12 protein-coding genes are annotated in these 13,252 nt (G+C 45.5%); 5 read left to right on the plus strand and 7 right to left on the minus strand.

Features of this window, described 5'->3' with window-relative positions; translation table 11 throughout:
• Together ACUVJL_RS20325 and ACUVJL_RS20330 are read left to right on the plus strand one after the other, a co-directional pair.
• Positions 1-154: His/Gly/Thr/Pro-type tRNA ligase C-terminal domain-containing protein (locus ACUVJL_RS20325; protein ID WP_445247496.1), on the plus strand; the 154-nt coding region annotated here is incomplete at its 5' end.
• 235 nt (positions 155-389) lie between these two features.
• Positions 390-3,365, plus strand: a complete 2,976-nt coding sequence (locus tag ACUVJL_RS20330; protein WP_445247486.1) for an adenylate/guanylate cyclase domain-containing protein — start codon at positions 390-392, stop codon at positions 3,363-3,365.
• A 79-nt stretch (positions 3,366-3,444) separates the two neighbouring features.
• Here the strand turns inward: ACUVJL_RS20330 and rpmB are convergent, their stop codons facing one another.
• The 5 genes from rpmB to rppA all read right to left on the minus strand — a co-directional run bounded on the left by rpmB (position 3,445) and on the right by rppA (position 8,709).
• Complete coding sequence (gene rpmB, locus ACUVJL_RS20335; protein ID WP_190742853.1) at positions 3,445-3,681, minus strand: 50S ribosomal protein L28; 237 nt, start codon at positions 3,679-3,681, stop codon at positions 3,445-3,447.
• Positions 3,682-3,884: 203 nt separating this feature from the next.
• Positions 3,885-5,873: a molecular chaperone HtpG gene (gene htpG / locus ACUVJL_RS20340; RefSeq protein WP_445247487.1), complete on the minus strand. Its 1,989-nt coding sequence runs from the start codon at positions 5,871-5,873 to the stop codon at positions 3,885-3,887.
• Between the two features lie 247 nt (positions 5,874-6,120).
• A complete protein-coding gene (gene rppB, locus ACUVJL_RS20345; RefSeq protein ID WP_445247488.1) occupies positions 6,121-7,452 on the minus strand; it encodes a two-component system sensor histidine kinase RppB in 1,332 nt (443 codons plus the stop codon).
• Positions 7,453-7,708: 256 nt separating this feature from the next.
• On the minus strand, positions 7,709-7,933 hold the full coding sequence (locus ACUVJL_RS20350) for a hypothetical protein (protein WP_445247489.1): 225 nt from the start codon (positions 7,931-7,933) through the stop codon (positions 7,709-7,711).
• An 86-nt stretch (positions 7,934-8,019) separates the two neighbouring features.
• The gene (gene rppA, locus ACUVJL_RS20355) at positions 8,020-8,709 is read right to left on the minus strand and encodes a two-component system response regulator RppA (protein ID WP_445247490.1); all 690 of its coding nucleotides are present in this window, start codon (positions 8,707-8,709) and stop codon (positions 8,020-8,022) included.
• Between the two features lie 303 nt (positions 8,710-9,012).
• Here rppA and ACUVJL_RS20360 point away from each other — a divergent pair, with 303 nt between their 5' ends.
• The 3 genes from ACUVJL_RS20360 to ACUVJL_RS20370 all read left to right on the plus strand — a co-directional run bounded on the left by ACUVJL_RS20360 (position 9,013) and on the right by ACUVJL_RS20370 (position 12,260).
• Positions 9,013-10,017 carry a multicopper oxidase domain-containing protein gene (locus ACUVJL_RS20360; RefSeq protein WP_445247491.1) on the plus strand — a complete coding sequence of 335 codons (1,005 nt, stop codon included), beginning with the start codon at positions 9,013-9,015 and terminating at the stop codon, positions 10,015-10,017.
• Between the two features lie 164 nt (positions 10,018-10,181).
• Complete coding sequence (locus ACUVJL_RS20365; protein WP_445247492.1) at positions 10,182-11,219, plus strand: helix-hairpin-helix domain-containing protein; 1,038 nt, start codon at positions 10,182-10,184, stop codon at positions 11,217-11,219.
• A gap of 87 nt (positions 11,220-11,306) precedes the next feature.
• Positions 11,307-12,260 carry an FTR1 family iron permease gene (locus ACUVJL_RS20370; RefSeq protein ID WP_445247493.1) on the plus strand — a complete coding sequence of 318 codons (954 nt, stop codon included), beginning with the start codon at positions 11,307-11,309 and terminating at the stop codon, positions 12,258-12,260.
• Positions 12,261-12,465: 205 nt separating this feature from the next.
• Here ACUVJL_RS20370 and ACUVJL_RS20375 read toward each other — a convergent pair whose 3' ends face one another.
• Together ACUVJL_RS20375 and ACUVJL_RS20380 are read right to left on the minus strand one after the other, a co-directional pair.
• The gene (locus ACUVJL_RS20375; protein WP_445247494.1) at positions 12,466-12,945 is read right to left on the minus strand and encodes a hypothetical protein; all 480 of its coding nucleotides are present in this window, start codon (positions 12,943-12,945) and stop codon (positions 12,466-12,468) included.
• Positions 12,946-12,984: 39 nt separating this feature from the next.
• Positions 12,985-13,252: efflux RND transporter permease subunit (locus ACUVJL_RS20380; RefSeq protein WP_445247495.1), on the minus strand; the 268-nt coding region annotated here is incomplete at its 5' end.

Here is a 13,252-nt window from a genome sequence, read left to right on the forward strand (position 1 = left end):
TTTAATCGGCATTCCCTATCGGATTGTTCCCGGTCGTTCGCTGAAAGCCGGTAAAGTTGAAGTTGTGGAAAGAGCGACTCACAAATCGCATGAAATTCTCATTGATGAAGTCAATTCTACTTTGAAACAGTGGATTGAGGCCGCCATCAAATAAGCCTTTATAATGGGTAAGGTGCGGTGTGCATGGAGCCCTACATTAGCGCGGAACGTATAGCGTAAGGTGCGCACTGCGCACCCTACATTAGCTTCCTTCTTCCTTCATCCTGACATCCGTTACATCCGTTACATCCGTTACATCCGTCGAGCGAATCCGTTGCCGAACTTCCTTCTTCCTTCTGCTGTGAACTTTAAAGACCAAATGTGAAATTCCCTAAAACTTAAAACTCGACATGAATCTGAACCTAAATCAGTTTCTTCGATTCCCTCAATCCCGAATTGGGCGATACTTAGTTCAAGTAGCTGTAGTTAGTGTCGCTTACGCCGTGGGGGCGAGGCTAGCAATTTCAATTGAAGGTGTTAGTCCCTTTGCTGCTTCGGTGTGGCCACCGGCAGGAATTGCACAAGCTGGACTGTTATTGTTTGGGAGTAAAGTCTGGCCTGCCATAGTTTTGGGTACATTTTTACTCAATTTAGTTAACCCAAGTGAACAGATATTCGTGGTTTGGCTGGGAGGAAACGCCGGGGCGATTCTGCAAGGTGTTTTTGCAGCAACTGCCCTGCGCTGGCTCGGGTTTCGTCCGTCTCTTGCTCGCTTGAAAGATGTAGTTAATTTAATCTTGTTTGGCGGTCTAATTTCTACTCAAATCAGTTGCACTATTGGCGTTTTTTCCCTATATTTAGCGGGCAAAATAGATGGGAGCAAATATTTGTCGGTTCGATGGGAATGGTGGTTGGGAGACACAATGGGAGTTTTAATTTTAACTCCCTTAATCCTAATATTTCTTCGCCCTCAAGTAACCGTGAAGAGTTTAAAAATACCAACAGAAAACCCGAAAAAAGATTTACTTTGGCGGGTAGTCTGGTTAATATTATTAATCGGGGTGAGCTGCATTGTCTTTGAGTCGAAAAATGACGCTTCTATTTCTCGTTATCCCCTGGAATATTTGCCGTTTCCTTTGATAATTTGGGCGGCGCTCCAATTCGGTCAACTAGCCGCTGTCCTAGCATCGTTTATTGTCTCAAGCATCGCAATTTTGGGCAGTTCTCAGGGAGGGGGACCGTTCATAGCCAAAGCCGAAAATATTCCTCAGGCTATCTTATTTTTGCAAGCTTTTATGGCTGTAGTTACGATTACCTCGCTGTTATTGGCAACGACAGTAGCTGAACGCGCATCAGCAGAGTATTCTCTGCGAGAGAGCGAAATTAAATATCGAGAATTGGTGGAAAATGCTAACAGCATTATTCTGAAATTGGACGCGGACGGCCATATTACTTTTTTTAACGAATTCGCCGAAAAATTCTTTGGTTACAAGGTGGAAGAAATCCTGGGGAAAAATCCAGTGGGAACAATTATTCCCCACACAGACCTCGAAGGGAATAACTTAGAGCTGGTTTATAATGAAATTTTACGCAATCCCGCTCGCTTTATCAGCTATGAAAATGAAAATATGCGGCGCAGTGGCGATCGCGTTTGGGTATCTTGGGCAAATAAACCGCTGGTTGATTCAGCGGGAGAACTCCAGGGAATTCTCTGCATCGGCACAGATATCACCGATCGCCGAAAAGCTGAAATAGCGCTGCTTCATCTGAATGAAAAGCTGGAAATCCGAGTAGAAGAGCGGACGAATGCCCTGAAACAAAGCGAACTTCAGCTACAGAAACAGAAATCGGCATTAATTGATTTAGCCAAAAATAAAGCGCTGAATCAAGGCGACTTAACAAAAGCGCTTCAAGAAATAACTGAAACTGCTAGCCGTACTCTGGAAGTTGCCCGATCGAGCGTGTGGCTGTACGATCGCACTAAATCCAAGATCGAGTGCCTGGATTTGTTCGAGAGCGCTCTCAACCAGCACTCAGACGGTTGGGAATTAGCAGCAGCAGACTATCCTGTCTATTTTCAAGCACTGCAAGAAGAACGCGCAATTGCTGCCTTTGACGCGGAAAAAGATTTTAGAACTAAAGAATTTGTGGAATCTTACCTAATTCCGTTGGGCATCACTTCCATGCTAGATACGCCGATTCAAATAGGCGGACAAACAGCAGGAGTTCTCTGTTTAGAACACGTAGGAATGCCCCGCTTTTGGACGATTGAAGAGCAAAGTTTCGCTGTTTCTCTAGCAGACTCTGTAACTTTCGCAATGGAAGCGCGAGAACGGCAGCGCGCTGAAGAAGCGCTGCGGCAAGCTGAGGCAAAATACCGCAGCATTTTTGAAAATGCGATCGTCGGCATCTTTCAAACTACTCCAGATGGGGAATATCTCAGCGTCAACCCTGCTTTAATTCGTATTTATGGTTACAGTTCGTGTGAGGAGTTGATGGCAAATTTAACTGATATTAACCGCCAGCTATATGTATACCCCGAACGCCGCGCCGAAGTCATTAATTTAATGCGAACAAACGGCAAAGTATCAGATTGGGAATCTCAAGTTTACCGCCAAGATGGCAGTATAATTTGGATTTCCGAGAATGCTTATACTGTCTGCGACACAGATGGAAATTTGCTTTATTACGAAGGTACTGTCGAAGATATCACAACTCGCAAACAAGCTGAGGCAGCTTTGCGCTTAGAACAAGAAAAATCCGACCGTCTCCTGCTCAACATTTTACCGCAAGCGATCGCCGAAAGACTCAAACAAGACCAAAGCATCATCGCCGATACTTTTGCCGAAGTAACAGTATTGTTTGCAGATATAGTCGGTTTTACCCAAATTAGTTCCAAAATTTCTCCGTCGGAATTAGTTTCCTTGCTTAACGAGATTTTTTCGACATTCGATCGCCTAGCAGAAAAGCACGGATTGGAAAAAATTAAGACCATTGGCGACGCTTACATGGTAGTAGGAGGATTGCCAATGCCCCGCAGCGATCATGCAGAAGCGATCGCAGAAATGGCTTTGGATATGCAGCAGGCAATTGCTGACTTCAGCAATTCCCACAAGCAAGGTTTTAGCATCAGAATCGGCATCAACAGCGGCCCGGTTGTCGCCGGAGTAATCGGTATTAAAAAATTTATTTACGATTTGTGGGGAGACACCGTTAACACCGCTTCCCGCATGGAATCTCACGGCTTTCCGGGGTGTATTCAAGTCACAGAGACAACTTATCAGAAATTGGAAGAAAAGTATTCCTTTGAAAACCGCGGCGCGATCGAAGTTAAAGGCAAAGGCGAGATGACTACTTATTTACTGAAAAGCAGAAAGTTGCTTTAGTGAAGGTTTTTCTCTAAAAGTAAGGACGATCGCACAATTGAGAGTGCGATCGCCCTTACTTTTACATTAGCCAAGTTTTTTAAAGCTTATACAGGTTAATTCCAGCTTCCTTCGCCATTATTTCCAAACCCTTGTGTTGCAAGGTTTTAATCGCCTTCGTAGAAAGGTGCAATTTTACCCAGCGCTTCTGTTGCGGCCACCAAATCCGCTTCCACTGCAAATTTGCGTCTTGCAACTTGTGAGTGCGGTGGTGCGAGTGAGAAACCGCAAAACCGTTATTCGCCTTCTTCCCCGTTAGCTGACATTTCCGTGACATACTTCCCTCCAGATTACCGTTTTTTGCGTGCAGCTTTTCATTATATAGCAACAGCGCAGAACCCCCCTAGCCCCCCTTGTTAAGGGGGGGACAAAAAACACCCGATCGCCCGCTCAGCAAGGGAAATAAGCTCTTATTCCCCCCCTTAGCAAGGGAAATAAGCTCTTATTCCCCCCCTTAGCAAGGGGGGGTTGGGGGGGTAATTACATTGCACGTTCAGTCAATTTTGTCAAGACTTGATTCGATCGCTCGACAAAATCCTTCATCCCTTCAGCATCGAAACCCTTTTGGGCCATCAAAGCCAAGTCGTAAACGTGGTGACAAATCATGTTCGCCAACTCTGCAGAGGGAGACTCGCCGCCGCTTTGAATAATCGCACCCTGACTCAAACTAGCCAGATTTTGAATCAGCGGGTGAGACGTATTCACCAGCAAAACGTGTTCTTCGGGGAATTCGGCCGCTTGCTGCTGCAAAAGCGCCGTCATGTCTCGCATCCGGCGCAAAGCTTCCGGCAAAAGTACGATCGCAGGTGGCGTCGCCTCCGCAGAGTCAGACTTCAAAGCTTCTGTGCGAATGTTCACTTTCGGCTTATTGAGAGCTTTTTGGAACATTTCTTTAACTTGTTCGCTGCGAGTCTTATTCGTCGCCGGATCGACAATTTCCGCTTCTTTCTCTTTGTCAATTAGCGTTTCGTCGATGTCGGAATCAACCCGCGAGAATTTGACATCTGAGTATTCTCGTTCCAAGAAACTAATAAAGTGCGTGTCGATGAAAGAATCCATAAACAGCACTTCTAAACCTTGGCTTTTGTGCATTGCCACGTAAGTTGCTTGAGACGCAGGATCTGTACAATAAAACACGCGATTTTCGTGGCGTTTTTGATTGCGTTCCAAATACTCTTTCAGCGTCGTGTAAGGTTGCGTCGAAGTAGAACTTTCCGACTTCGGAGTTACATCTTGCCACAAATCTCCTTCCTCAGTTTGCACCTGAACTTCGGGCGTTACAGTTTCAGGCTTGTCCGCTGTTGGTTCGTAGGTGCTGCGGTAGATTAAAATATCTTCGACTTGCTTTTTGAACTTGTCATCGTTGAGAGTTCCAAACTTGACAAAAGTGCCGATATCTTGCCAGCAGCGGATGTATTCGTTGCGGTCGTCGCGGTAGAGTTCTTTTAGCCGATCGCCCACTTTTTTCGCAATATAATCAGCGATTCTCCGCACTGTGCGATTGCTTTGCAAAGAACTGCGAGAAACGTTCAGCGGAATGTCGGTACTATCAATGACTCCCCGCAGCGGCATCAAGAATTTCGGGATAATTTCTTCGCAGTGGTCGCTGACAAAAACCTGATTGCAGAATAGCTTAATATTGCCTTGGGTAACATCGACATCCGGCCGCAGTTTGGGAAAGAAAAGAATCCCGTTAACAATGAAAGGATAATCTGTATTCAGGTGTACCCACAGCAGAGGCTCGTCTTGGAACGGGTAAAGGTAGCGGTACAGTTCTAAGTAATCTTCTTTTTGCAAATTGCTGGCTGAGTCCCGCCAAATTGCTTTGTGCTTGTTTAGTTCCTCTCCCTCAAATTTTATGGGAACCGGCATGAAATCGCAGTAAGTTTTGATTAACTGCTTGATGCGGCTGGGTTCTAGATATTCTTGTTCTTCTTCTTGGAGTGTAAGAGTAATAGTAGTGCCCCGTTCGGTGCGGGTAGATTCTGATAGTTCAAAAGCGGGGGAACCGTCGCAAGACCAGTGTACGGCTTGGGAGCCTTCTTGGTAAGAAAGAGTATCAATTTCTACTTTCTGAGCGACCATGAAAGAAGAGTAGAAACCGAGACCGAAGTGACCAATAATTGCGTCGTCGCCGTTGCCTTGGTATTTTTGAATAAATTCTTCTGCGCTGGAGAAAGCGACTTGATTGATGTATTTTTTTACCTCGTCGGGGGTCATCCCGATCCCGTTATCGGAAATTGAGAGGGTTTTGTTTTCTTTGTCAATAGCAATGTTGATTTGCGGTTCGCCAATGTCGCCGCTGTATTCGCCGGAACGGGAAACCATTTTGAGTTTGGCAATGGCATCAACGCCGTTAGAAATTAGTTCCCGCAAGAAGACTTCGTGGTCGGTGTATAGCGACTTCTTGATGATCGGGAAAATATTCTCGGTATGGATTGAGATTGTTCCCTGTTCTAAAACTGTCATATTTTTTCTCTCTGTGACTACTAATTGCTGATAAGTAGGTGGTTACAAATAAACATTAGATGGGGAAGGCGGGTGAGAACACTCATCTTTTCGCTTGTACGATCAATTTTTAGCTAAACCCGCCCCTACAAGATACTATGTTTTTTTCCCTTACCTACTTAGCTATTTAATGATTTTGGGCGATCGCGCTACCTTTTGCAAAAGGGATTACCCCAAAAAGATGATTCGGTTTCCCTCACATAGTAGCTCACAAAGGCAACCGCAACAGGAAAGTAGCGCCTTGCCCCAATTCGCTGCGGGCGCTAAGGCTACCACGATGTGCCCGGGCTATGGTTTGGGCGATCGCCAATCCCAGTCCCGAACCGCCGGTATTGCGGGATCGATCGCTGTTGACTCGGTAGAATCGATCGAATATTCGCTCTAAATCTGCCGCCGCCATCCCAATACCAGTATCTTGAACCTGAATGATCGCCTCCTGGTGGCTGCAATCTAAAATAACTGTTACTTTTCCCCCAGCCGGAGTGTATTGAATGGCATTAACAATTAAATTAGCAACCAAACGGTAAAGTCGATCGGCATCGCCGACAACATTTAATTGCTGCTGTACGCGGATGGACGATGTTAGGGCTACCTCGGAGGCGATCGCCAAAGCTGCCAATTCCTCTACTAAATCGCTAACGAGGTCATTCAAACAACAAAGCTGAGGGCGATCGCCGATCGCTTGAGAGTCCATCCGCGCCAACAGCAACAAATCAGCCACTAACTGAGTCAATCTGCGGTTTTGCCGCTCTACAGTCCGCAAAATTTCCCGCGCTTCTTTTTCATCCAATTCAGACATCAAAAGCGCTGATTCTACTGTTGCTTGGGATGCCGCTAAAGGCGTCCGCAATTCGTGGGCAGCATCCGCTGTAAACTGTTGGATTTGTCGGTAGGAAGAATAAATAGGTTTCATGGCCAATCCAGCCAGCCACCAACTAGAAAAGCCTACCAAAATCAACGCAGTCGGCAATCCCAACTTTAAAACTAATTTGACTGTACTGAGATAATCGTTGAAGTCTTGCAAGCTCCGCCCCACTTGAAAATAGCCCCAATTTTCCTGATTTTTGGTGTGCAGCGATACAGAAATTTGGTGATAACTATTGCCTTTGCTGTCAGTGATTGTTTGCCACTGTTGTGAGTTAAATATCGGTGGCAATTCTTCGGGATAAGCGCCTGCTGTCGCAATCAAATTTCCTGAATTATCAAATAAACGGATATAGTAAAAGCTTTGGTTGATAGCGCTTAAAATATGGCGCTCTGGCAACGTTTTTTTAAGGCCGTTAACTCCAATTACGCGCAGGTTGGGCAAAAGTTCGTTTACTATTGGTTCCAGGCGTCCGGGCTGCTGCAATTTGATTTCTAGGCTGTCGTGTAGCGTCCCGGCTACTGATTCTAATTCCCGGTCTATGGCTACCCAGTGAGCGTGGGCGATCGCCTTATATACGCCAAATCCTAACAAGCTTAAAATCAAACCCATTACAGCCGCATAGGAAATGGCTAATTGCCACCGAGTCCGGTTAAATAGTTTATTTTGATTCATTTTAACTGAGATTTTATATAATTGTTAAGAACAGGCAAGATGCCTGTTGCACAAAATTTAATTTTACTCGTCTTTACTCGTTACCAGGCAGAGCCTGGTAACGCCGATCCGGAGGATCAGCCTCCAATTTTCATGGAATCTCTTTACTTCCAGGCCGAGCCTGGGAACGCATATCCGGAGGCTCGGCCTCCAATTTTCATGGAATCTCTTCGAGAGAGAGCAAGAATGAAATCGCTTTCCCGGCTATTGCTGGAAGTTAATTTTCATGTTTTAGGAGTTCTGCATATTCGCTCATTCCGAGTTCCGCAAGTTGTCGGTATTCTTCGGCAAATTCGCTGTAGAGTGTGGCTAACTTACTTTCATCTACTGCTAGATTAGTAACGAATCTGGCACGAAATTTCAGAAATGCAATAAATTCAAATACTTGTTTGAGTTGTTCGAGATCGAGCTTTTCTAACTCTTGTTGGATTAAATCTTTCATGGCAGTTATTTTTTTATTCGAGTTTTATATATTATAGCCAGATACTGGAAACGAGATATAATCCCGCCGCCGTTGCCCCTACAGCTTTAATTTCTCATGCGGTATCCGACGCCGTGTACAGTTTCAATTAAATTCGCGCAGCCAACTGATTCAAGTTTGCGCCGCAGCAAACGCACTTGAGCTGCTACCACATTGCTAAAGGTATCTGCACTAGCCTCCCATAGCTGATTCCTAATTTGGTCGGTGGTGACAATTTGGTTCGGATGTTTCATAAAATATTCTAACAGGTGAAATTCTTTGTTTGTCAGCGAAATTATCTGGTTTTTGCCGTTGCGTTCGAGATGACAAGCCGTGCGAGTTCCGCAGTCGAGAACGAGATTTCCTACCTGTAGCTGTTGCGGTTGAATTTGGGGCGATCGCCTTTGCAAAGCCCGCAATCTTGCTAACAGTTCCGCCATCCCAAAAGGTTTAACTAAATAATCGTCTGCCCCGGCATCTAGTCCCGCAACTTTATCTTCCATTCGGTCTTTGGCTGTCAGCATCAAGACGGGCAGTGCGTTAGGTTTAGCACGCAATCTCCGCAGCAGTTCCAATCCTGACAATCCTGGTAGCAACCAGTCAAAGATAGCCAGATTATATTGCATCCAGTGACTGTCTAAATATTCCCAAGCTTCACTGCCATCTAAAGCCCAATCAACTATATATTTTTCCTGCTTTAAAGTGCGCTCGATCGCTTTTCCTAGATCTGGCTCGTCTTCAACTAGCAAAACTCTCATAAGATTAATTTATAGCGGTAAATCCTTATACATTGTTAGCGGCAGCATCTACCCCACATCCAAGATCACATACTGACATGAAATCAGCATGAAATTTTATGACCGAAACTAATTGGATCGCAAGCCCCCGGGTTCATTCCAACGCGCAGGCTGACTGACGGGAATAAATCTAAAATCTAAAATCTAAAATCTAAAATCGATTGACTTCGCAGAAAAAGATGATTGTTGACAATTATTGACAACAAGTTGGAAATGTCTTATACTCAAATGCAATCAAATTTTTGAGAATCATTTTCAAGAAGTATGGGAGACTTATCCGATCGTCCCGCCATGAAAAAGCTGGGGCGCTGGAGTCGCCGCCAACTGCTACAGCTAGGAATAGCTGGTGCTGGGGTAGGGGGCAGCGCGATCGCATTGCAAAATTTGACCCAAAAACGATCGGCTGTGGCGAGAGTACCGCCAATGTCCGCCGATGCAGTCACCGTCAGCAATATCAACCCCATGCAAATTGCGCGGGATTTTGATTACGGCACGGTGACGCGCGAAAACGGGCGCACGGTACGCGAATTTCGCATGGAAGCTAATACTTCGATCGTCCAACTTAACAGCGCCGTCACTTTCAACACCTGGAACGTCAACAATCGCGTGCCGGGGCCAACATTGAGGGCAACTGAGGGCGATCGTATCCGCGTTCTTTTTTCTAACAAAGCCGGACATTCTCACTCCCTGCACTTTCACGGCGTTCACCCGACAGAAATGGACGGCGTTAAACCTATCCGAAACGGCGCTGCATTTATCTATGAATTCGACGCCGTTCCCTACGGCGTGCATCTATATCACTGTCACGTTGCTCCCGTAACGCGTCACATCGGTAAAGGACTATATGGTATGTTCATCATCGATCCGCCAAAACCCCGTCCTCCCGCCGATGAAATCATGTTAATCATGGGAGGATACGACGTAAACGACGACGAAAAAAACGAACTTTACGCTTTTAACGGGTTGCCCAATTATTACATGAACAACCCGATCCCTATTTACCGAAATCAGCTAATCCGGCTGTACGTTCTCAACATGATTGAGTACGAAGCGGCAGTGACTTTTCACTTGCACGGCAACTTTTTTGACGTATATCGCACGGGAATGACTTTAACTCCCACTGAAAAAGCTGATGTAATCACAATGGGCGTAGCTGAAAGACATATCTTAGAATTTACCTACGGGTACGGCGGAAAATATATGTTTCATCCCCATCAAGATGCGATCGCCGAAGCAGGCTGCATGGGTTTATTTGAAGTCATCGCTTAACCCAAATCGCGCCCCCCGAGTACAGCGATTCAAGTTAAGAAAGTCTTAAATTATCTACCCAATTTTCTCGCAAATAGGTAGAATCAATAGCTCGCAAATAATTGAGAAAGGTTCTTAATAACTTGCGAATCCAACTGCACCTAACGTAAAAATAATTAACTGCCATGTTACCATCCTTTCGCTTATTACCGACCGCCACTGCTACAGCCATCATCGTTGCTCTGGCCGGTTGCGTTTCCCCCCCCACAACCAGCAACACCGGCAGCACCACCTCACCGGGCGCCTCACCCACGGCGATTCCCGCAGCCACAAGCGGTCACAGCGGGAATCACGGCGGCAAGGGCGGGATTAACATCAATACTGCGCTGCTTTCGGAGTTAGATAAACTCGAAGCCAAGTTAGGAGTACCGGCACTTTCTAACAAGATTCAAGCCAGCCGTCCTTACGGGAAAGTCGAAGAATTGGTATCAAAAAATGTCATTACTCAACCCCAATTCGACGAAATTAAAGACATGGTGACTATTGAAGATATCGTCCTCACAGGTGAAGCCAAAGATGTAGACTTCATGACTAAAATGGGATTGATGAAAGGGCATCTTATCGTAGCAAAAGAACTCTTGGATCAAGGCAAACCAGACCAGGCCGAACCTCACATCGGACATCCAGTCGAAGAAATTTATGCCGATGTGGAAGATCAGCTAAACGAGCGTAAAATTACCGAATTTAAGACTACTTTAATTAAATTGCAGGATTTAGTTAAAGCGGGTGCAAAAGATCCGGCTCAAGTGAATGCGGAATTTGACACCTCAATGCAAGCAGTTGACGGAGCAATTGTCGCCCTTCCCGAAGCGCAGCGAAAAGATCCGAAATTCGTGCTGCAAGTGATTAACGGCTTGCTGGATACAGCTAATTCCGAATACGGAGCTGCAGTTGCTAACGGCAAAATTTCCGCAATTATTGAATACCAAGATTCGCGGGGTTTTGTCATGTACGCCGAAACGCTCTACAAAGATATCGCCGAACAAGTGGCTAAAACCAGCCCCGAAACCGACAAAGCAATTGTTGCCAGCATGACTGAACTTAAGGCAAATTGGCCAACTGCGATCGCACCCCCCGCCCCCGTAAAAACCACCGCAGAAGTCACCAAGCTAGTTAAAGCGATCGAAAGCGACAGTCAAAAAGTTCTCAAACCAGCATCCTAAAAACATCACTCTCATCAAGAGCGGTAATTGGTAAATAATCTGCCAATTACCTCCCTCATTAACTACTCCCATTCCTACCATAAAAAAATGAATTTTGGCGAAGCATTGCCCACATTTGTAATTACCCTCCGCGAAGGAGTCGAAGCCGCCTTAGTTGTCGGAATCGTTCTAGCTTGCCTCAAAAAATCAGGACAAAGTTATTTAAGTCCTTGGGTTTTCGGCGGTGTTGGAGTTGGACTTATTGCCAGCGCTTTGATAGGTGTATTGTTCGGCTGGACGATTCAAATTTTATCCACATCGAATCAGCCTTTTGCACCGATTATGGAGTCGCTGCTAGAAGCAATCTTTGGGCTTGTAGCGATCGCAATGCTGAGCTGGATGCTGATTTGGATGACCAAACAAGCGCGATTTATGAAAGCCGAAGTCGAAGGCGCTGTGAGTGCTGCTTTAAGGCAAAACTCTCATGCCGGTTGGGGCGTATTTAGTTTAGTTTTTATTGCCGTTGTGCGCGAAGGGTTTGAAACTGTTTTGTTTGTCGTCGCCAAGTTTCAACAAGGCATTATTCCAGCTCTCGGCGCTTTGGGAGGAATACTTTCAGCAGCCGGACTTGGTGTCCTGCTGTTTAAATGGGGAGTCAAAATTAATATCCGCCTGTTTTTCAAATATATGGGCATTTTATTGCTCTTCATTGTAGCAGGCTTAGTGGTATCTACTTTGGGACTTTTTGACAGCGCGATGAATATTTTATCGCAAACAAATCGCGAATCAGCCGCACTGTGTTTCTATTACGAAAGATTTGCCAAAGTGCACTCTTGCATTCTCGGGCCGATGCTGTGGAATACCTCGAAACTGCTTCCCGAAGAAAAGTTTCCCGGGTTGTTGTTGAGTGCGCTGTTTGGCTACACGGATAAGCTCTATGTCGTGCAGGCGATGGCTTATTTCGTATTTTTAATTACCGTCGGCGGGATTTATTTTCAAAGTTTGGCAGGTCGAGTGTTTTTCGCGTTCAAAAAAAGCTCAGGTAATGAAATAGGAAATTAAGTGCGATCGAAACGCGATCGGCTTTTTAGTGGAAATGCAGGACGCAGTTGTTTGTTGCTAATAACTAAGCTGCTACGCATCTAAATTGAATATAGAGACGGGCATCCTGCCCGTCCCACAATAATTGTAGAAAAATTGATTGTCAAATTAGATGCACAACAGCTTAATGCGCCCATAAGTTAGAGCGGATTAGGAAATCAGCTATCTATTGATTGAAGGTAAAACGACCGTCAACTTTTTCTCCGTTAATATCTGCCGTAACTTTCACGGGATAACTTCCTGCATCTTTGCCGGGAAACACCACAGCGTAATGTTTGCCCTCAGCATCATACTTGAGAGCTAGGGTTTGCTGCTTTCCATTCGGCAACTGCACTTGAGCCGTCACTTTCGCGTTAGGAACTGGTTCCTTCTTATCCCCTTTTTGCAAATAAAGATCTAAATGAGTTCCGGTAGCTTCTTTTTCAGGTACAAACTCTAAATGGTAAGCTCCAGACTTTACAACTTGCCCCCCTTGAGTTGCTTTTGCAGGAGCAGCGGCGGGAGCCGAAGACGCAGGTTGAGAGGCGACAGGAGAGGAGGCTGGACTACTATTTGGATCGCTTGCTTGGTCGCCTTTACTGCAAGCTCCCAAAAACAGCAATCCGACACTACCTAGAACAATTAAATTTGACTTGAGCGATTTCATTGGTTTGACTCCTTGCTGACTGACACTAATTAGAAAATATCACACATTAACTACCTTCCCGTCTTCAACAACTGGTTGAGGTTGTTGAGGTCGTAAGAAATGCCCAAATTGAGCATACAAAGCTGGCAAAACTAACAGAGTCAAAGCAGTAGAAGTAAACAATCCGCCTAAAACTACTACCGACAAAGGTTGCAGAATTTCCTTCCCGGGGCCGCCTTCTAAGACTAAAGGTGCTAAACCCAAAGCTGATGTTAAGGCGGTCATCAGGATGGCGTTCAGCCGTTCCATCGAGCCTTTAACAATAGCT

It is taken from the genome of Microcoleus sp. OTE_8_concoct_300 (assembly GCF_031383065.1).
Classification (GTDB): domain Bacteria; phylum Cyanobacteriota; class Cyanobacteriia; order Cyanobacteriales; family Microcoleaceae; genus Microcoleus.